This window comes from Corynebacterium hindlerae (assembly GCF_014117265.1).
GTDB lineage: Bacteria > Actinomycetota > Actinomycetes > Mycobacteriales > Mycobacteriaceae > Corynebacterium > Corynebacterium hindlerae.
In genome coordinates this window covers 1,123,242-1,142,541 of sequence record NZ_CP059833.1, presented here as the reverse complement: position 1 = coordinate 1,142,541, position 19,300 = coordinate 1,123,242, and the positions used below count along the sequence as shown (strand labels likewise).

Below are 19,300 nucleotides of genomic sequence, written 5' to 3'. Positions count from 1 at the left end.
CCCATGCCGCGCTTCCCTCAATTGTCAGACACGCCCTAGGCACACCGGCGGGAGGACCGGCACCGCGGAATGAAGCCGAAAACCGCGTAACCGACGAGGAACAGGAAGCTCAGGCCGGTCCAGAGGACGTTCATCCAGGGAATGTTCGTGGAGTAGTAGTCCAGGCCGCGCGAGGACATTTCCCACCACACCGTGTACGCCACGAAGGGGATGTGGAACACGATCACGGCGATCAGCGACCCCAAGCCTGCGAGTTGCTTACCCCACACATTGGTCACGCGCTGTCGGATCCACTCGTTGACCTCGAGAAACAGGACAATGCCCAGCGGAACAAGCCAGACGAAGTGGTGGTACCAGGAAAACGGAGAGATCAGGCAGGAGCTGATACCGGTGAGCGCAAACGCCATGGAGCGGTTGTCCCGCAGCATCGCCGTGCGCAGTGCTAGGCAGGTGACGGCAAAGATCACGACGACGCAAAGGATCCAGACCCAGCCGCCCTCCACGTCGAAGTTGCAATGCAGGACCGACAAGACCGACTTCGAGCCGGTGTTGTCCGAAGTGCCGATTCGCGAGGAGTCGAGCATCGCGCGGATCCAGTAATCATTCGCGTCGCGCACGAATAGGTAACCGATCACGACGGTGACGGCGAAGGTTGCCACCGATACGACGGCGGCCCACCAGCGCCTCTGGAACAGGAGCACCAGGCCCATGTATGCGGGCGTGAGTTTGAGACCTGCGGCGATGCCGATCCCGACTCCAGGCAGACGCCGCCGCGCGGGAAGGATGTCGAGCGCGACCAGAAACATGAGGAGAATGTTGATCTGACCGTAGAACAGAGTACCGTGGATGGCTTCGTTGCCGATGCTGGCGACGGGGAGCAAGGCGCACACGACGAGAGTGAGCGGGGTAAGGCGGTATCCGCGCTCGTGGATAACCATCGCGATGACCGCGGCGAGCAAGCCGATCATGCCGACCTGCCACAGAATGATCAGCGCGTTTTCGGAGAGAAATGAGAAGAACGCAAAAACGACACCCGCAAAAGGCGGGTAGGTGAAACCGAAACCCTCGAGGAAGATCTTGTCTTACAGGATCTCGCCGTGAAGCACCGCGGCGCCCCCCTGCGGTAGATCTCGAGGTCGAAAGGGACGCGCCACTTCAGCGCGTGATCGCCGGGGTAGTCGCGGAGCCGCTGGGCCATCCACAGGATGAACACAACGAGCCCGCCGATAAGGGTCGGGGTACCGGCAAGAATTTTGCGCAAGGTCGTCGCCTCTCGGTCTTGTGTCGTTTCCTCACGCCTGTGGCTGTCCGAAATCCCTGAGACGTTGCGCCATCGGTTCACTCAATATAATCAATCGGTCAAACATTTCGTGTGTTACAGGCCGTGCGAAGTGTGAGAGCTCGGCCGGCTTCCGGGGGCCGGGCATCCTAATTCTGGCGAGGCGGCTGTCCGCGACAAGTGTCGAAAGTTTCGGTTCCTGTAAGGGGGCGCAAGGTACGGAATCGGTACAGGCGCCAAAAGTAGGGGTGCCGAAAGCGGTCGCAGCCCACATTCTTGCCGTTGGTACTGTACCAGTAGTGCACTAACGATATGGCAACCACGCACGCGGCGAGCACGCCCGCCACCTCCAAGTCCCTCATCCTCCCTTATCTCCTCGTACTCCTTGCTGCTGTCGCCGCCCTGCAGATTTTCATCGCCGTGCAGGGCATTACCCCGGTTGCCGCCATCGGTTTATTCGTTATCGCCGCGGCCATCTTCATCTGGCACTGGGGCAACCGGAAAGCGTTGAACAAAGTTCGTTTCGGCAACGCAGTCACACATGCAATGGCCTATGTTGTTGTCAACGCATCGTTCGCGCTCCACGCCATGCTGGGCGGTGCATTTACCGCCGGCGCGCCCGAGCCCGGCTGGGTCGCCTCCGCTATTGCCATGCCCGCCTTCTGGGGTATCGGACTTGTTGTGCATCTGTTCGGCGCCACCCTCGGCGGCGGGTGGAAAGATTAATGCCTGCCAAGGCCAACCGCCCCGACGAAACCCAGGAATGGCTGGACCACCAAGCCGAGACATGGGTGGGGACCTACAAGAAGGCCATGCTCGCCCCGGTGATCCTCGCGGTGGTCGAATGTCACCAGCCTCTCGGCGTGGCAGAGATCGCCGAGCGCGCCATGGCCGCCACCGGTTGGACGTTGACCGAACGCGGCATGTACCGCACTGTCAAGCGCCTCGAGGGGCAAGAATTCCTCTCCAGCCGGCACGTTGCGACCGCCCGGACCGGCGCGAAGAGCAAGGAAATATCACTCACCAGTCTGGGAGCCGAATACCTGGCCCGAGTGCGCGCATCGACGGTCACGCTCCCGCGATAGCGCCTGCACCCGCAACACGGGTTTGGAGGGAAACGCCGCGTGCTTCGTCGGGAAGCGAACAAATTCCTTAACTATGACACCTCCATTGCTCACGCTGGACAACCTCGTCATCTCCCAGGCCAAATCGTTTATGGTCGACGAATTCACTATCACGGACGCGCGCGGCGTGCCTGTCGGTGCCGTCGTGCAGGGCTCGAAGATCGGCGACTTCTTCATGGGCTCGCGCAGCCTGGCAGTCGCGTCGACGGACCCGCAGGGAAGTCCCGTCGCGCCGATAATCGTGATCAAGGACCCGCCGAACCTGCTGCACGACACCTACGAGGTGTACGCCGCGGCCGGGGAACAGCCGCTGGCGCGCATCCGCAGGGAGATCACGTTGTTCAAGACGCGACTGACGGTGGCCATGGAAGGGTTCGCGGACGTCGAGGTAGCCGGAAACCTATGGGACCTCGATTTTTCCATGTTGTCGCAGGGCCGCGAGATTGCGCGTGTCAACGCGGGCTGGGCTGGATTAGGTAACGCGTTTCTGGGCAAGAGCACCTACCACCTGGCGATGACCTCGGGCCTCAGCGAGTGCCAGCACGCCGCGATTCTAGGCACGACGATGAGCCTGGACATGCTGCGCACCAAGAAACGGCGGAGCGGCTAGAAATGTCGAGGCCCGTTACGGGCCGAGAACGGACCGCAGTCCGGCTTCCAAGTCGGCGAGGAGATCGTCCGCGGAAGATTCCGGTGCCCTCAGGTTGTCGATGGTTAAGCCGTTGACCAAGGCGGTGATTAAACGGGCGCGCTGGGCGGGGCTATGGGCACTGTGGGTGCTGTGGGTGTCGTCGATCGGCCCGGTGCCGTCGGCGCGTGCCAGAGCGGTTTCGAGAGTGGTGCGAAATTGGGCGAGCGCTTCGTCGTAAAGTTCCGCGAGCCAATCGCGGGTGGCGGACGCCGATCCGAAGGTGACCCACACGCATGCGTCCTCGGAGCGTACGTTTCCGATCGGGAGTAGCTCGGCGAGGCGGGCCACCGAAGTGGCGAAGAGTGTGTCGCGGGGCTGAACCGCTTCGCTGCGGGCGGCTTGTCGCTGGATCGAGCGGATAAACGCGTGGGCGAGCAGGGTGTCTTTGTCCTTGGCGTGATATTGAACCGTGCCCGGCGCCAGGTTCGCTTCCTTGGCCACCGCGCGCACGCTGACGGCATCGAGCCCGCGGGACACGATGATCCGGATTGTGGCGTCCGCGACAGTCGTCGCCGTGGGCGATAGTTCCTGATCGATCGAGAATGCGCGCATCGTTAATTGCCTTCCTGTTGTATCAAGCATACATGTGTCGTACGATCGTACGGAAGCCATACGATCGTACGAGGCTTGCGTGGGCGAGGAACGGCGAACAGGAGAAAACATGGGAACTGCACTAGCACTAATCGGCCTCGCGTTATTGGACAGCCTCAGCGTGGGGACGTTAGTGATCCCTTTGGTGCTGATCGTGCGGAAAAGGCGAGTAGATCTCCCCGCGCTTGGCACCTACTTAGGCACCGTCGGGGCCGTGTACTTCGCGCTAGGCGTCGGAATGTTGCTGGGAATAAACGCCCTCGCGGAGTTCTTTAGCGCCCTCGCCGGTACGGACGCCTTCAACTGGATCACCTTGGCGTTGGGCGTGGCTTTGGCCGCTTTCGGAATACTCGCGCCGAATCCACGAAAAAAGGACCGTTCGTCTTCGGGAACGGTGGCAAAGGCGGACACGACCTCCGGGCGGGGCCTTGTCGCGATGGTCGCGCTCGGCCTAGGTGCTTCGCTCACCGAAGCGGCGACGATGCTGCCCTATATCGCCGCGATGGGAATTATCAGTTCCACGGACCTCGCCTTCGCCGCGCAAGTAGCGGCGATCGCCGCGTATTGCCTGCTGATGATGGTGCCGGTGCTCGTCGTCATCGTCCTCGCTGCGGCGTTCGGGCCGCGGGTGTTCCCCCGGGTTGAACGCGCCATCCCTCGCTTGGAGTACGAGGCGAAGGTGACGCTGCTGTGGATCGCGGCCATCGTCGGCGTGTACATGGCGATCACCAGCGCCGCCGCGCTGGAGTTGTTCTCGTTCTCCGGCTAGCGCCCCGGAACAAGCAGGCCGCTCTCGTAATACAGGATCACCAGCTGAGACCTGTCGTGCGCGCACACTTTGCTCATGATCCTGTTCACGTGCGTTTTCGCCGTGTGCGGCGAGATGAAAACGACTCGGCGATTTCCTGGTTCGACAGGCCTTGGCCCACGGCGAGCAGCACTCCGCGTTCGCGCTCGGTCAGTCGCCCGAGTTGCCGCACGGATTCGTTGCGGCGGGAGGATTCCGGTGCCGTGACGTACCGCGAAATTAACGCGCTCGTCGCGGCGGGGGAGAAAAGGGAGTCGCCGGTGTGGACCGCGGCGATCGCCCGCACGATGTCCCCGGGCTCGGCGCTTTTACCGATGAAGCCGCTGGCTCCGGCGCACAAGGCGGCGACGACGTATTCGTCTTCCTCGAACGTGGTGAGGATGAGAACTTTGCAGGGTAGGCGGCCCCCACATATCGCCGCGGTGGCCTCGATCCCGTCCATGCCGGGCATGCGCACATCCATGAGCACCACGTCCGGTGTGAGCCGCCGTGCCATGTCTGCTGCCTCGCGGCCGTCAGCGGCCTGTCCGACGACTGCTCCAATACGTTGGGGCCGTTGGTGCCGTCGCCGGGGTTGCGGCCTTCACTGTCTGATGAAGAGTCAACTCCGGAGCCGGCTGCGAATCGTCCCCCTAACGCAGTCATCGCGTACCACGAACGCAGTATGTGTGAGGCTTCGTTAATCCCGCCGCCGATGCTGTTGCGGTTTCCGCGCGTGGGCGCCGCGTGTCCGCGACTCCACCTGATTCGGTGAGGAAGCACCCGAGCTGAGCTGCCGATTTATTCTTCGTGTTCATGGGCCGGGCAGCGTGTTTGGCCAGCTGGTGCGTGGTTGTCTACCGGGCTGGCGTGATGGCTATCGCCGTCATGACCTGGCTGAAGAAATTGTCAGACACGCCCTAGGACTCAAGTAGGTCTTCTCTAGAAACCAAACCGGTACGATATGCCAACAGCGCGATATGTACTCGATCTCGAGAATTGGTTTTTGCCATCACACGGCCTACATGCGTTTTCACCGTGGGCATAGAGATGAAGAAGCGCTCACAAATTTCCGCGTTCGTCCACCCTCTTGCGATAGCCACCAGAATCTCACGTTCACGGCTTGTTAGATCAGACAATCGTTGCTGATCAGTGGCCGAAACTTTGGCCATTTGCGGTTCTTGCAACCTGTGGATTATCCGATTGGTAGCCCGTGGTGAAATAACTGCGTCGCCATGAAAGACCGTTCTGATTGATTCCAACAACACCTCTGGCTCGGCGTCCTTCAAAATGAATCCACTCGCCCCGGCAGCCAAACCGCCGAGAACATACTCTTCATCATCGAAAGTAGTGAGGATAATCGACTTTGTTTCAGGTGCAATCTCGGCAAGCTGAGCTGTTGCGGATATTCCATCGAGAATTGGCATCTGCACATCCATTACGACCACATCTACAGGCTGCTGCTGAGCCTTATCCAAAGCGTCGGCACCATTTGTCGCCTGCCACATCAGCTCCATGTCCGACTGGGAACCAATGATCTGACTGATGCCATGGAGAAACAGCGGTTGGTCGTCGACAAGCGCAATTTTCATGCTCGGCCTCCCAGCGGAAGTGTGGCGCGAACCTGCCATAAGCCGTCGATAGGGCGAGATTCGCAAGAACCACCGCTTAGCTCGGCACGCTCACGCATCCCGGTAATTCCATGTCCGATTCCGGTAGGGCGCATTTCAAAGGGATTTTGCACGGTGACTTTCACTTGATCAGGCTGCCATTCCAGCTCAAGATCAGCGCTACCGGCACCATGCCTTTGGGCATTCGTCAGCGCTTCCTGCACAATTCGGTAGATCGTCAACGACACCGCACCATCTAATTGGTCCGGCGCCTCACCGATCTGGTTGTAATTCACACGCATGCCTTTGATCTGTTGTATGAGTTCAGGAATGTCGTTTGCCCCGATACTTGGCGACACCGCGTGTCCTTCACCTTCACGCAGGTAGCTCACCACGGAGCGCATCTGGCGAAGCGACTCACGGCCCACCTGCGCGATCGACACCAACGCTTCATCCTTCGCTGCTTCAGTATTGGCATAACGGCCACCATCGGCCTGCGCAGTAATAACGGTCAGAGAATGCGTGACCAGATCATGGATTTCACGAGCAATATGCTGGCGCTGCGCCTCCAGAGAACGCTGCAAGAGCTCTTTCTGCGCTTCCAAGGTTCGACGGCGCAATTCACCCATCATCGCGCATGCAGCAAGGAGGGTGACGCTCCAAAAAACGTAAAAGGCTCGTTTGAGCGGATCGGTGTCAGTTAATCCCGGCGTGAAAATGGCTAGTCCGATGATGTCGCCCAAAAACAGCACCGCAGTAGCAACAGCGCGCGTAGGTTCAACGAAGTCCCGACGGACAATGTAGGCCGCTAATCCAGCCACCAAGATACATGCAACAGTTATCTCAAACCTGAGCGCCGACACTGAAAGAATTGCGAAGAGCGCCAAGAATGTCGTTATTGGCCAACGCTTACGCACCAGTGGCGCAATACCCAGTGTGATCGTGAGCCACAGATCCAAGTCCCACAGACTGGAGAACTTCGTCCCCAAACAAGACAAGGCGACCAACACAGCTGCTGCAATGGCGTCAACCGCCCGGAAACCCTTCACGTCATAGACAGTAGCTAGATGCTTGTCATCACCGCATCATGCCGTGGTATGACTGCGCTACCGTAGTTCAATGCGCATCGGAAGGTTGTTGCCAGAACCTACAGTAAATCCGGCCGTTGCTAGCGGGGCACGCGCTTGACGGTGACGCCGCCCATCAGTGCCAGTCCGGTGACGCGCAGGGTAGGGGAGTTTGCTGGAAGCTCATTGAGCACAATGGTGACTTGGCGATCATCCCTGACTTCAAAACCACCCATGACAGCAATGCCATCGCACTTGATGCGCACGTCTTCCGGAACGATGATGTCGATGCCGCCCATGATCGACCACGCGTGGATGGTGATGTCTCGGCCGGCGAAGGTCGCCTTGGTCAGGTCGATGATGTTCCCGCCCATTACGGTGATGGATGTGTGCGACGATGCGATAGTCCAAGCACCCCTCTTCTCTGATCCTCCCATCAGGGAAAAAGAGAACTGATCCCCGGAGGTAGTGGGTGCGATTGTTTGCGCGGAGGTCGCCAGTTGGGCATCCGGGCGGCGGACGATCTCCGCGCTAATGACCGACGCTGGATCGGGCAAGAGATCTGTCAAAGGCTCTAGCAGCTCGTGGCGGTATTTTGCCTGGGTAACGACCTTGGTGCGCTCATCGAACTCGGCGAAGTCCAACTGCCCATTAGTGAGGGCCTGGTTCAGCACTGCCAGCACTTGATTGCGTTCGTCGTCAGTTGCTCGAAGTTGCGGTTGATTCACGCACCTTAGACTACTGAGGGATTTGGGAAAATGCGGGGTAATGCGGTAATGTTCCTTGCAGTCCCACATTTTCAAGGTGGGAGCCTTGCAAACGTCCAGCTCAATGGGGTTCGGTGCGTTGCAATGGAAGATCACGGTAGCGGCCCCGGAAAGAGCCCCTTTTTTCGTTTGTCTACCGTCTTTTTCCAGGCTACAACTAACATCGTCACAATCGAAAGACATTCAATGCCTACTATTCAGCAGCTGGTCCGCAAGGGCCGCCATGATAAGAGCACGAAGGTCGCTACCGCTGCACTGAAGGGTTCCCCTCAGCGTCGTGGCGTCTGCACCCGTGTTTACACCACCACTCCTAAGAAGCCTAACTCCGCTCTGCGTAAGGTTGCCCGTGTGCGCCTGACCTCCGGCATCGAGGTTTCCGCATACATCCCAGGTGAGGGTCACAACCTCCAGGAGCACTCCATGGTGCTCGTTCGTGGCGGTCGTGTTAAGGACCTCCCAGGTGTTCGCTACAAGATCGTGCGCGGCGCACTTGACACCCAGGGTGTTAAGGACCGCAAGCAGGCACGTTCCCGCTACGGTGCAAAGAAGGGATAAGAGGAATGCGTAAGGGAAAGGCTCCAGTACGCCCGGTCGTCAAGGACCCGGTATACGGCTCTGAAACTGTCACCCAGCTGGTGAACAAGGTTCTGCTGGACGGTAAGAAGTCCACCGCAGAGCGCATCGTTTACAACGCACTCGAGGTTTGCCGTGAGAAGACCGGCACCGATCCAGTGCTGACCCTCGAAAAGGCTCTGGGCAACATCAAGCCAGACCTCGAGGTTCGCTCCCGCCGTGTTGGTGGCGCAACCTACCAGGTTCCTGTTGAGGTTCGTCCAAACCGTGCAAACACCCTCGCACTGCGTTGGCTCGTGACCTTCACCCGCCAGCGTCGTGAGAACACCATGGTTGAGCGTCTCGCCAACGAGATCCTCGATGCAGCTAACGGTCTTGGCGCTTCCGTGAAGCGTCGCGAAGACACCCACAAGATGGCTGAGGCTAACCGCGCCTTCGCTCACTACCGCTGGTAGTAACTGCGACAGAACAAGGCCCCGTCGCCGATCACACCCGATGCCTGAAACGGGCTCGCGGCGACGTCGGTACGGGGCCTTATTCAGGCCAAAGTCCATTATGACCCGGCAATCCTCAAACAAGGGCTGTAAAACGGGGCAATCAATGGCAGAATTGATCGAGTACTATATTCATCGGCAAAATGCGCCGTCGACGCGTGGGATAACCATGGCCGTCGATAGGCGCAGATTGCCCACAACGAACGAGTTGGGGAACCACTGTGGCACAAGAAGTGCTTAAGGACCTGAACAAGGTTCGCAATATCGGCATCATGGCTCACATCGATGCTGGTAAGACGACGACCACCGAACGTATCCTTTTCTACACCGGCATCAACCGCAAGGTCGGCGAGACCCACGATGGTGGCGCTACCACCGACTGGATGGAGCAGGAAAAAGAGCGCGGTATTACCATTACCTCCGCTGCTGTGACCTGTTTCTGGAACGGTAACCAGATCAACATTATTGACACCCCGGGCCACGTTGACTTCACCGTTGAGGTGGAGCGCTCCCTGCGTGTCCTTGACGGCGCAGTTGCTGTCTTCGACGGCAAGGAAGGTGTTGAGCCACAGTCCGAGCAGGTGTGGCGTCAGGCGGCGAAGTACGACGTTCCACGTATCTGCTTCGTGAACAAGATGGACAAGCTCGGTGCTGACTTCTTCTTCACCGTTGGCACCATCGTCGACCGCCTGGGTGCAAAGCCATTGGTTCTGCAGATCCCAATCGGTGCAGAAGATGACTTCGACGGCGTTGTCGACCTGATCAACATGCAGGCGCTGACCTGGCGCGGCAAGGTTGAGGTCGGTACCCCAGCTACCGTCGAAGAGATCCCAGCTGACCTCGTTGACACTGCAAACGAATGGCGTGAGAAGCTGCTCGAGACCGTCGCCGAGTCCGACGAAGAGCTGATGGAGAAGTACTTCGGTGGCGAAGAGCTCACCGTTGAGGAGATCAAGGCAGCCATCCGCAAGATGACCGTCAACTCCGAGGTCTACCCAGTTCTGTGTGGTACCGCATACCGCAACAAGGGTGTCCAGCCACTGCTCGACGCAGTCATCGACTTCCTCCCGAACCCACTGGACATCGGCGAGGTTCACGGCCACGCTGTCGGCGACGAGAGCACCACCGTTGTGCGCAAGCCTTCCGACGACGAGCCATTCTCCGCTCTGGCATTCAAGATTGCTGCTCACCCATTCTTCGGTAAGCTGACCTTCGTCCGCGTGTACGCAGGCGTTGTGGAGCCAGGTGCTCAGGTCATGAACTCCACCAAGGGTAAGAGGGAGCGCGTCGGTAAGCTGTTCCAGATGCACGCCAACAAGGAGAACCCTGTTGACGCAGCACACGCTGGTAACATCTACGCCTTCATTGGTCTGAAGGACACCACCACCGGTGACACCCTCTGTGACCTCAACGATCAGATCATCCTCGAGTCCATGGACTTCCCGGATCCAGTGATTGAGGTCGCCATTGAGCCTAAGACCAAGGCTGACCAGGAGAAGCTGGGTACCGCTATCCAGAAGCTGGCTGAAGAAGACCCAACCTTCACCGTGAAGCTGGACGAAGAGACCGGCCAGACCGTCATCGGTGGCATGGGCGAGCTCCACCTCGACGTCCTGGTTGACCGCATGAAGCGTGAGTTCAAGGTTGAGGCAAACGTCGGTGCGCCTCAGGTTGCTTACCGCGAGACCATCCGCAAGGCTGTCGAGAACCTCGACTACACCCACAAGAAGCAGACTGGTGGTTCCGGTCAGTTCGCAAAGGTCATCGTTTCCATCGAGCCTTACGCTCCGGCTCCGGAGGAGCTCGAAGAGGGCGAGTCCCCAATCTACAAGTTCGAGAACGCCGTCACCGGTGGTCGTGTTCCAAAGGAATACATCCCATCCGTCGACGCTGGTATCCAGGACGCTATGCAGTACGGCTTCCTCGCTGGCTACCCACTGGTCAACATCAAGGCAACCCTCGTCGACGGTGCATACCACGACGTTGACTCCTCTGAAATGGCCTTCAAGATCGCTGGTGCTCAGGTACTCAAGGCTGCTGTCGAAAAGGCAAAGCCAGTACTGCTCGAGCCAATGATGGCTGTTGAGGTCACCACTCCTGAGGAGTACATGGGCGACGTCATCGGCGACATCAACTCCCGCCGTGGTCAGGTCAACGCAATGGAAGACCGCTCCGGTGCGAAGGTCGTCAAGGCTAAGGTGCCACTTTCTCAGATGTTCGGCTACATCGGTGACCTGCGTTCCCGCACCGCGGGCCGCGCAAACTTCACTATGATCTTCGACTCCTACGCAGAGGTTCCTGCGAACGTCGCAGCCGAGATCATCGCAGAGCGTACCGGCAACAAGTAAGCCGATTACCGCTCAGGGAGGGCTAGTTTTGCCAGATTAATTAGCCCTCCTATAATGCGAATAAGCCGTTTGGGTAATGGCTCGCTGAGTCTCCCGAAAAAGGGGGATTGAGCTGGCCATTACTCATGGCAACACTAGGCTTTTCTCAAAGGGTTTGTTTTCTACCGTTTGGGACCCTAGTATCATGTAACTGGCAGAAATAATGCTGCACCTATTTAGCGCCTCGCGTGAGGCACCGAATGGGTACGGATACAAACCACCAAATGTGGCTGCGAAGGTCGTAGCCACCATGAAGTCCAGGAGGACATACAGTGGCAAAGGCGAAGTTCGAGCGCACGAAACCGCACGTAAACATCGGCACCATTGGTCACGTTGACCACGGTAAGACCACCACCACCGCGGCTATCACCAAGGTTCTGGCTGACGCTTACCCAGATCTGAACCAGGCTTTCGCTTTCGATGCCATCGACAAGGCACCGGAAGAGAAGGAACGTGGCATTACCATTAACATTTCCCACGTTGAGTACCAGACCGAGAAGCGCCACTACGCACACGTTGACGCTCCAGGCCACGCCGACTACATCAAGAACATGATCACCGGCGCTGCTCAGATGGACGGCGCAATCCTCGTGGTTGCTGCTACCGACGGCCCAATGCCTCAGACCCGTGAGCACGTTCTGCTCGCTCGCCAGGTTGGTGTTCCTTACATCCTCGTTGCGCTGAACAAGTGCGACATGGTTGACGATGAGGAAATCATCGAACTCGTGGAGATGGAAGTTCGTGAGCTGCTGGCTGAGCAGGAGTACGACGAAGAGGCTCCAATCGTTCACATCTCCGCACTGGGCGCCCTCAACGGCGAGCAGAAGTGGGTTGACTCCGTTCTCGAGCTCATGCAGGCTTGTGACGACAACATCCCAGATCCAGTCCGTGAGACCGACAAGCCATTCCTCATGCCTGTCGAGGACATCTTCACCATCACCGGTCGTGGCACCGTTGTTACCGGCCGTGTTGAGCGTGGCCAGCTGAACGTGAACGAGGAAGTTGAGATCCTCGGTATTCGCGAGAAGTCCACCACCACCACCGTTACCGGTATCGAGATGTTCCGTAAGCTCCTCGACTACACCGAGGCTGGCGACAACTGTGGTCTGCTGCTCCGCGGTATCAAGCGTGAAGACGTTGAGCGTGGCCAGATCATCGCTAAGCCAGGCGCTTACACCCCTCACACCGAGTTCGAGGGCTCCGTCTACGTTCTGTCCAAGGACGAGGGTGGCCGCCACACCCCATTCTTCGACAACTACCGTCCACAGTTCTACTTCCGTACCACCGACGTTACCGGTGTTGTGAAGCTCCCTGAGGGCACCGAGATGGTTATGCCTGGCGACAACGTCGACATGTCCGTCACCCTGATCCAGCCAGTCGCTATGGACGAGGGCCTGCGTTTCGCTATCCGCGAAGGTGGCCGCACCGTTGGCGCCGGCCGTGTTACCAAGATCATCAAGTAATCTGTTGATCCTGTAATACGCAGGATTAAAAGGGCTGTTGGTTCAACCAACAGCCCTTTTTTGTTCGACAATAAATAGGTGAGAACTACAAATTGCCTTAGGATAGGTGATATGACTAACGGAACCTCTCGTACTGGCCCCAAGCCGCGGTTCGCTGAACAAGACGCCGTTAACGTTGCGCTGGAACTTGGCCTCACCAATTTCACTCTCGGCGCTGTGGCTGACAGACTAGGTGTCCGTAGCTCTGCGCTTTACCGCATCATCGCCTCCCGAGATCACCTCGTCGAACTGTGCGTCAAACACGTCGCAACAAACTGGCCATTCAAACAAACTGCAACCACATGGCAAACTAATCTGACTATTGGCGTCAACGCCCTATGGGAAATCATGGATACCTACGAGGGGCTTGATCAAACAATGCTCACTAGCGCGACGTCATCGATTGCATTTCAAAAGCATCATCGGGAGTTCAAAGATCGTCTTAACGGAACTGGCTTCCCCTGCGACGATGCGACGGCTGATTTACTCATCGAGTTTGTTTTTGGCTCAGTGATCGCTTCGCATTGTCAGGTGGCAGCCGTTCGGGCAGCTCATAAGCTCCACAATGGATCAGACCCCGACCAGCACTGGCTGGCGCGAGGCTACGTGGACGAAAAGGTCGCGTTCTTTATCAACGCCATCGAACAAGGATTGTCAGTTCTTCCGTTCAACGGGAGCGATATGGAACCGGAAAACGACGTCTAGCGTTTCTCTGATTGCCCGGTGCAGGTCCTGCTCCGCAGTCACAGCGTGCTCCTCGAGCGTCCGCAGGTTAACTTGCGGTTCAGCATCGACCGTGATGGTGATGACCCGCGCGCCACGATCCCACCGTGCTACTGAATGAGCACGGATCACCCGTGGCAAGGCCTCGAAGGAGTCGGCTATCGCACCGGCAATTGCGCTGAGGTCATAATCGATCGCGCCCGTTGGAGTGCTGGCTGGTGAAGAGACCCGTCTGATGTGGTAGCGCTTGAGGTTCATGTATAGGCCGAGTACGCCGAACAGCAATGCGAGTATCCCGACGGCGCTGACAGCAACCAAGAACCAGGGCGACTGCGGGATGGTGCCCCACTCGTGGGGGCGCATGGTATCGACCAGTTGCTGCGCGATGGGAACGTCGAAATATAGCGCTACGACTAATGCGCCGGCTCCAGTGGCGAGGAGACCGGTGAGGAAAATGATGAGGCGGTTGAGGGCGTCGGTAAGCTTGCTCATTGGTTTTCCCCTGGTTGTTGTTGCAGGCGGACCTGAACCTGTGGCGCATCTGCTAGCGGGGCGACCACGTTATGGACGGTACTGGTCACGCGTTCGACGAGGGTACTGTCAGAGTGGTTGCCTGAGATAGTCACCGTGACGTGGCGGGGTGAGGCGTAGGTGGAGGCGCGTGCCACGCCGGGAACGCGTTCCGCAGCGGCGGTACAAAGCCTGGCGATGTCAACGTTGCGAGTCCAGTGATTCTCGGCCATGCGTAGCTGAATGTGGGTGCGTGGTCGGGGCTTGAGCGCGATCACTATGAGTGCGAATCCAACGGCGACAACCAGGCACCCCATCGGTAGCATCCACGGCTCGTACTTGGCGCGCGCGATGAGCTCGAAAACGGGGGTGAGCAGGCTGTTGAGCTGTGTTCCGGTGCGTTTGGTCCATAGCTCACGGGCAGCGCAGATGGCGACCCCGAACAGCGATAGGCTCATCAAAATCGCGACGATGCGCGATGCCGGGGTGGCGCGGGGAACGCGTGTAGTCATCGGATACCTCGTACAGTGATCGGGGTGGTAACGAGTGGTGGCAGTGCTAAGTCTTCTACCAGGACGCGGCCTTCCCCTGCGACCACCGGACCGACCACAACGTTGCAGGCGAGCACCTTGATGCCGGTGAGGGTATGGACATGTTCGACGATGGTGTCGCGAACGGTTTCGGCAACGTCGAGCAGGGGAGCGGGCCAGGTCACGGCAATGAAGGCCTCGATCGTAGCGGTGTCCCCGTCGTCGTCAAGCTGCACGTCAAACCGAGGGAAGGCACGTCCGGTAAGGCGGCCGACCCCCGACTTAATGGTGGCGGTGCCGGGGACGCTTGCCACTGCTGCCGCAACAATCTTGGTGACGGCCCGCTCGCTGATTTTATCCACGGCGACCTCGGCTCACACTGTCCCACAGGGCGCGGAGATCGATGAGCCCATCGAAATGAGCTCCCACGATACCGCCGATCGTCGCGAACAACGCGGCCCACAGCAGCCCGGACAGACCGCCGAAAATGACAGCGAAGGCGAACAGGAAGCCGATCGCGATGCCGATTAGGACGTTGCTTTTCATATTGTTACGTCTCCGATCGTGACGTCGATGGGTAGGTCCACCAGTTCGCTCACTGCGTGCCGGATTGTCGTAGCGAGCTGGTGCAGGTCGCCAGCAGTGAGCTTAACGACGACATGAACTTCCAATCGCTCCGCCACGAGGCGTAGCCCCGGAACCCGCAGGCCGGGGTAGAGGAGCGCAATTTCCCCGAATTGCCCGGAATGGAGGTGTGCGACGCCGTCACAGGAGCACACCGCATCCTGGATGTGGGTGGCTAGCGAAGGTTCAAGGTAGTCAGTCATCTATTTCACGCGGGGTGTTGCGGTTGCTTCCTCGTAGTTGTCATCGAGCTGCGCAAGGTGGACGTCGTGCACGGTGATGTTCACTTCGGTCACCTCAAGGCCCGTCATACGTTCTAACGCGGCGATAACGTTCCGGCGGATCGCGGCAGCAAGTTCGTGGATGGCCACGCCGTACTCGGCGACGATGGCGATGTCGACGGTGGTCTGGGTTGGGCCCACCTCAACGGAGACACCCTGTTGGGCGCTGCTTCGGGCCCCAGGGATGTTGTCTCGCAGCGCACCGACCATACGGGTAGGGGTGGCGCCAAGGGAATAGACTCCGGATACCTCACGGGTGGCCATCCCCGCTATTTTCGCCACCACCACGTCTTCGATGAGGGTACGGCCACGATCAACTCCGGAGGCTGGCTGGACGGGATCGGTCACGGGGAACTCCTTCATAGTGTGGTGCTGTTTTCATTCCTTATTGTAGGGGGAGATAACACAGCAGGTGAGCCTGGGTGTGTGATGCGTAACAAAGGCTAGGAAAAGGGCTTGAGTTTTTGGGTGGGACATGTTTTAATAGCCAGGTTGCTTTAACAACACGTGAACATTTCTTAACGTTCACGCTGATGGTGAGGCAAACATGATCTTCCTTCTCTCACCTCGTGTGAGAAGGTTGTTCACTTCCTTGGAAGTGGAGAACCGAAGCATGAAGGGGCATGGCAAATAAACAGCGGCAGTCGGCAAGGAACACGCTTATCGCGAGATAGGTTCCCTTCCACTTGACGTAAGAGTCCATAAGTATGGCGTGCGTAACACGGTACTTATCTCTTGCAATCGAGGCTCGACGTAAAAGGTGTTGTTGCTCATGCAAACTTCATCTCTTCGAGTTCATCAAGATTGACAGTCAAGTAACTGGCGTTGTGCGCCAAGCCTCTGACAGGCTCGGACAACGTTATAGAGAAATCAGCGAATTCCCACCGCTCAAGAATTGATGTGGGACAGCGAGGAAGAGGATAAGCGTGGCGGGACAAAAGATCCGCATTAGGCTCAAGGCCTATGACCACGAGGCAATCGACGCTTCCGCAAAGAAGATCGTCGAGACGGTCACCCGTACCGGTGCCCGTGTAGTTGGCCCAGTGCCACTGCCTACTGAAAAGAACGTTTACGCAGTTATTCGTTCTCCACACAAGTACAAGGACTCTCGTGAGCACTTCGAAATGCGTACTCACAAGCGTCTGATCGACATCCTCGACCCAACGCCAAAGACCGTTGACGCTCTCATGCGTATCGATCTTCCGGCCAGCGTCGATGTGAACATCCAGTAATCGACCAGAAGATACTTGGCGGAGAATAAATAATGAGTGAAAACGAAGTAAAGGGCATTCTGGGCACCAAGCTCGGCATGACCCAGATCTTCGACGAGGACAACCGCGTTATTCCGGTTACCGTCGTTGAAGCTGGTCCATGTGTCGTAACCCAGATTCGCACCGTTGAAACCGATGGCTACAACGCCATCCAGATCGCCTACGGCGAAATTGACCCACGCAAGGCTAACAAGCCTGCAGCCGGCCACTTTGCAAAGGCTGGTGTTACCCCACGCCGTCACGTAGCCGAAATCCGTATGGATGACGTTTCCGGCTACGAGGTAGGCCAGGATGTCACCGTTGACATCTTCGAAGGCATCTCCTTCGTCGACGTCACCGGCACCTCCAAGGGTAAGGGCTACGCCGGCGGCATGAAGCGCCACGGCTTTGCTGGCCAGGGCGCAGCTCACGGTAACCAGGCAGCACACCGTCGCGTCGGTGGTATCGGTGCTTGTGCTACCCCAGGCCGCGTCTTCAAGGGCACCCGCATGGCTGGCCGCATGGGTAATGACCGCGTCACCACCCAGAACCTGAAGGTTCAGAAGATTGACGCCGAGGCAAACCTGCTGATCATCAAGGGTGCAATCCCAGGTGTTCGCGGCGGCCTCGTAACCGTTAAGACCGCAGTGAAGGGCGGTGCACACGCATGACCAATCTGAAGCTTGACGTCCACACCGCTGATGGCAAGACCGACGGCACGGTTGAGCTGCCTGCAGAAATTTTCGACCGCGAGGCATCTATCGCTCTGATGCACCAGGTCGTAAATGCACAGCTTGCTGCTGCTCGCCAGGGCACCCACGCTACGAAGACTCGTGGCAAGGTCTCCGGTGGCGGTAAGAAGCCATTCCGTCAGAAGGGCACCGGTCGCGCTCGTCAGGGCTCGATCCGCGCTCCTCACTTCACCGGTGGTGGCATCGCTCACGGCCCACAGCCTCGTAACTACGCGCAGCGTACCCCTAAGAAGATGATCAAGGCTGCTCTGTTCGGTTCCCTGACCGACCGCGCACGCAACGATCGTATTCACGTGGTTACCGAACTTGTTCCGGGCCAGACCCCATCCACGAAGTCTGCACGCGCATTCATCGAGCGTCTCACCGAGCGCAAGAACGTGCTCGTTGTCCTCGGCCGTGAAGACATCACCGCATGGAAGAGTGTTAACAACCTCCCAGGCGTTCACACCCTGGCAGCAGATCAGCTGAACACCTACGATGTTCTCAAGTCTGACGACGTAGTGTTCTCTGTCGAGGCTCTTAACACCTTCATCGACCGCGCTACTGGTGCGGCCAAGGAGGAGGCTAAGTAATGGCTACCATCGCAGATCCACGCGACATCATTCTCGCACCGGTCGTTTCTGAAAAGTCTTACGGCCTCATGGAGCAGGGACAGTACACCTTCCTGGTTGCTCCTACCTCCAACAAGACTGAGATCAAGATTGCTATCGAGCAGATCTTTGGTGTCAAGGTCGCTTCCGTTAACACCATTAACCGTGAGGGCAAGCGCAAGCGCACCCGCACCGGTTACGGTCAGCGTAAGGCAACCAAGCGCGCCATCGTCACCCTGCGCGAGGGCAGCGATCCAATCGACATCTTCGGCGGTTCCGCTTCCTAATCGGGCGGAAAGTTAAGGACCAGAAAACACTATGGCTATTCGTAAGTACAAGCCGACAACCCCGGGTCGCCGCCAGAGCTCCGTTTCGATGTTCGAGGAGATCACTCGCTCGACTCCGGAGAAGTCTCTGCTGCGCCCACTGTCCAAGTCGGGCGGCCGTAACGTTCACGGCCACATCACCACTCGTCACAAGGGTGGCGGACACAAGCGCCAGTACCGCGTCATCGACTTCCGTCGCTCTGACAAGGACGGCATCACCGCAAAGGTCGCTCACATCGAGTACGACCCAAACCGTACCGCTAACATTGCTCTCCTTCACTTCCGTGATGGTGAGAAGCGCTACATCATCGCTCCTAAGGGACTGAAGCAGGGCGCTATCCTCGAGTCCGGCGCTAACGCCGACATCAAGGTTGGCAACAACCTGCCACTGCGCAACATCCCAGCCGGTGCTACCGTGCACTGTGTTGAGCTGAAGCCAGGTGGCGGTGCCAAGATGGCCCGCTCCGCAGGTGCTTCCATCCAGCTGCTGGGTAAGGAAGGCAAGTACGCAATCCTGCGTATGCCATCTTCCGAAATCCGTCGCGTCGACATCCGCTGCCGCGCAACTGTTGGTGAGGTCGGCAACGCTGACCAGATCAACATCCGTTGGGGCAAGGCTGGCCGTATGCGTTGGAAGGGCGTTCGCCCAACCGTCCGTGGTGTCGTTATGAACCCGGTCGACCACCCACACGGTGGTGGTGAAGGTAAGACCTCCGGTGGTCGTCACCCAGTTTCTCCTTGGGGTCAGCCAGAGGGTCGTACCCGCAAGCCAAACCGTCCGTCCGATCGTCTGATCGTTCGTCGCCGTCGCTCCAACAAGAACAAGAAGCGCTAAGAGGAGG

The 19,300-nt window shown here is 58.4% G+C and carries 26 protein-coding genes; 14 read left to right on the top strand and 12 right to left on the bottom strand.

Translation table 11 applies throughout. From position 1 onward, the window contains the following. Positions 1-35: 35 nt before the first annotated feature. A complete protein-coding gene (locus HW450_RS05565) occupies positions 36-1,076 on the bottom strand; it encodes a glycosyltransferase 87 family protein (RefSeq protein ID WP_182387369.1) in 1,041 nt (346 codons plus the stop codon). Between the two features lie 515 nt (positions 1,077-1,591). Between HW450_RS05565 and HW450_RS05560 the strand changes: the two genes are divergently transcribed. The 3 genes from HW450_RS05560 to HW450_RS05550 all read left to right on the top strand — a co-directional run bounded on the left by HW450_RS05560 (position 1,592) and on the right by HW450_RS05550 (position 3,013). Then, positions 1,592-2,005, top strand: a complete 414-nt coding sequence (locus HW450_RS05560) for a hypothetical protein (RefSeq protein ID WP_182386991.1) — start codon at positions 1,592-1,594, stop codon at positions 2,003-2,005. Beyond that, positions 1,993-2,364 (top strand): helix-turn-helix domain-containing protein, encoded by a 372-nt coding sequence (locus tag HW450_RS05555; RefSeq protein ID WP_182386990.1) that lies wholly within the window; start codon positions 1,993-1,995, stop codon positions 2,362-2,364. The genes HW450_RS05560 and HW450_RS05555 overlap by 13 nt, the downstream gene beginning before the upstream one ends. Before the next feature lie 73 nt (positions 2,365-2,437). Further along, a complete protein-coding gene (locus tag HW450_RS05550; RefSeq protein WP_182386989.1) occupies positions 2,438-3,013 on the top strand; it encodes an LURP-one-related/scramblase family protein in 576 nt (191 codons plus the stop codon). A 15-nt stretch (positions 3,014-3,028) separates the two neighbouring features. Here HW450_RS05550 and HW450_RS05545 read toward each other — a convergent pair whose 3' ends face one another. Then, the gene (locus tag HW450_RS05545; RefSeq protein ID WP_182386988.1) at positions 3,029-3,646 is read right to left on the bottom strand and encodes a TetR/AcrR family transcriptional regulator; all 618 of its coding nucleotides are present in this window, start codon (positions 3,644-3,646) and stop codon (positions 3,029-3,031) included. 109 nt (positions 3,647-3,755) lie between these two features. Between HW450_RS05545 and HW450_RS05540 the strand changes: the two genes are divergently transcribed. Continuing rightward, positions 3,756-4,454 (top strand): GAP family protein, encoded by a 699-nt coding sequence (locus tag HW450_RS05540; protein ID WP_182386987.1) that lies wholly within the window; start codon positions 3,756-3,758, stop codon positions 4,452-4,454. Between the two features lie 85 nt (positions 4,455-4,539). Here HW450_RS05540 and HW450_RS05535 read toward each other — a convergent pair whose 3' ends face one another. From HW450_RS05535 to HW450_RS05520, 4 genes are all read right to left on the bottom strand, one after another. Beyond that, positions 4,540-4,989, bottom strand: a complete 450-nt coding sequence (locus HW450_RS05535; RefSeq protein WP_232843342.1) for a response regulator transcription factor — start codon at positions 4,987-4,989, stop codon at positions 4,540-4,542. Between the two features lie 403 nt (positions 4,990-5,392). Next, positions 5,393-6,064, bottom strand: coding sequence for a response regulator (locus HW450_RS05530; RefSeq protein ID WP_182386986.1), 672 nt, complete (start codon positions 6,062-6,064; stop codon positions 5,393-5,395). Further along, positions 6,061-7,131 (bottom strand): sensor histidine kinase, encoded by a 1,071-nt coding sequence (locus tag HW450_RS05525; RefSeq protein WP_182386985.1) that lies wholly within the window; start codon positions 7,129-7,131, stop codon positions 6,061-6,063. Before HW450_RS05525 ends, HW450_RS05530 begins: the two co-directional genes overlap by 4 nt. A 119-nt stretch (positions 7,132-7,250) precedes the next feature. Continuing rightward, entirely contained in the window at positions 7,251-7,877 is a 627-nt protein-coding gene (locus tag HW450_RS05520) for a DUF1707 SHOCT-like domain-containing protein (RefSeq protein WP_182386984.1), read from the bottom strand. 225 nt (positions 7,878-8,102) lie between these two features. Here HW450_RS05520 and rpsL point away from each other — a divergent pair, with 225 nt between their 5' ends. The 5 genes from rpsL to HW450_RS05495 all read left to right on the top strand — a co-directional run bounded on the left by rpsL (position 8,103) and on the right by HW450_RS05495 (position 13,577). Continuing rightward, complete coding sequence (rpsL, locus tag HW450_RS05515; protein WP_047239507.1) at positions 8,103-8,471, top strand: 30S ribosomal protein S12; 369 nt, start codon at positions 8,103-8,105, stop codon at positions 8,469-8,471. Between the two features lie 5 nt (positions 8,472-8,476). Continuing rightward, positions 8,477-8,944: a 30S ribosomal protein S7 gene (gene rpsG, locus HW450_RS05510; protein WP_182386983.1), complete on the top strand. Its 468-nt coding sequence runs from the start codon at positions 8,477-8,479 to the stop codon at positions 8,942-8,944. Between the two features lie 260 nt (positions 8,945-9,204). Further along, complete coding sequence (gene fusA, locus HW450_RS05505; RefSeq protein ID WP_182386982.1) at positions 9,205-11,331, top strand: elongation factor G; 2,127 nt, start codon at positions 9,205-9,207, stop codon at positions 11,329-11,331. Positions 11,332-11,642: 311 nt separating this feature from the next. Further along, a complete protein-coding gene (gene tuf, locus HW450_RS05500; RefSeq protein WP_182386981.1) occupies positions 11,643-12,833 on the top strand; it encodes an elongation factor Tu in 1,191 nt (396 codons plus the stop codon). 111 nt (positions 12,834-12,944) lie between these two features. Next, entirely contained in the window at positions 12,945-13,577 is a 633-nt protein-coding gene (locus HW450_RS05495; protein ID WP_182386980.1) for a TetR/AcrR family transcriptional regulator, read from the top strand. Here HW450_RS05495 and HW450_RS05490 read toward each other — a convergent pair. The 6 genes from HW450_RS05490 to HW450_RS05465 are packed head-to-tail and all read right to left on the bottom strand — an operon-like array spanning position 13,527 to position 15,888. Continuing rightward, on the bottom strand, positions 13,527-14,087 hold the full coding sequence (locus HW450_RS05490) for an Asp23/Gls24 family envelope stress response protein (RefSeq protein ID WP_182386979.1): 561 nt from the start codon (positions 14,085-14,087) through the stop codon (positions 13,527-13,529). The genes HW450_RS05495 and HW450_RS05490 overlap by 51 nt on opposite strands. Then, entirely contained in the window at positions 14,084-14,617 is a 534-nt protein-coding gene (locus tag HW450_RS05485) for a DUF6286 domain-containing protein (protein WP_182386978.1), read from the bottom strand. The genes HW450_RS05490 and HW450_RS05485 overlap by 4 nt, the downstream gene beginning before the upstream one ends. Next, positions 14,614-14,997, bottom strand: a complete 384-nt coding sequence (locus tag HW450_RS05480) for an Asp23/Gls24 family envelope stress response protein (protein WP_182386977.1) — start codon at positions 14,995-14,997, stop codon at positions 14,614-14,616. Before HW450_RS05480 ends, HW450_RS05485 begins: the two co-directional genes overlap by 4 nt. Continuing rightward, positions 14,990-15,181, bottom strand: a complete 192-nt coding sequence (locus tag HW450_RS05475; RefSeq protein WP_182386976.1) for a hypothetical protein — start codon at positions 15,179-15,181, stop codon at positions 14,990-14,992. The genes HW450_RS05480 and HW450_RS05475 overlap by 8 nt, the downstream gene beginning before the upstream one ends. Beyond that, positions 15,178-15,462: a hypothetical protein gene (locus HW450_RS05470; protein WP_182386975.1), complete on the bottom strand. Its 285-nt coding sequence runs from the start codon at positions 15,460-15,462 to the stop codon at positions 15,178-15,180. Before HW450_RS05470 ends, HW450_RS05475 begins: the two co-directional genes overlap by 4 nt. Further along, positions 15,463-15,888 (bottom strand): Asp23/Gls24 family envelope stress response protein, encoded by a 426-nt coding sequence (locus tag HW450_RS05465; RefSeq protein ID WP_331251793.1) that lies wholly within the window; start codon positions 15,886-15,888, stop codon positions 15,463-15,465. 578 nt (positions 15,889-16,466) lie between these two features. Here HW450_RS05465 and rpsJ point away from each other — a divergent pair. From rpsJ to rplB, 5 genes are read left to right on the top strand one after another with little or no spacing between them, the layout of a single operon-like run. Beyond that, a complete protein-coding gene (gene rpsJ, locus HW450_RS05460; protein WP_003848085.1) occupies positions 16,467-16,772 on the top strand; it encodes a 30S ribosomal protein S10 in 306 nt (101 codons plus the stop codon). A gap of 32 nt (positions 16,773-16,804) precedes the next feature. Beyond that, positions 16,805-17,461 (top strand): 50S ribosomal protein L3, encoded by a 657-nt coding sequence (gene rplC, locus HW450_RS05455; RefSeq protein WP_182386973.1) that lies wholly within the window; start codon positions 16,805-16,807, stop codon positions 17,459-17,461. After that, a complete protein-coding gene (gene rplD, locus HW450_RS05450; protein WP_182386972.1) occupies positions 17,458-18,114 on the top strand; it encodes a 50S ribosomal protein L4 in 657 nt (218 codons plus the stop codon). The genes rplC and rplD overlap by 4 nt, the downstream gene beginning before the upstream one ends. Then, complete coding sequence (gene rplW, locus HW450_RS05445; RefSeq protein WP_182386971.1) at positions 18,114-18,419, top strand: 50S ribosomal protein L23; 306 nt, start codon at positions 18,114-18,116, stop codon at positions 18,417-18,419. The genes rplD and rplW overlap by 1 nt, the downstream gene beginning before the upstream one ends. Before the next feature lie 31 nt (positions 18,420-18,450). Then, entirely contained in the window at positions 18,451-19,293 is an 843-nt protein-coding gene (gene rplB / locus HW450_RS05440) for a 50S ribosomal protein L2 (protein ID WP_182386970.1), read from the top strand. Positions 19,294-19,300: the final 7 nt, after the last annotated feature.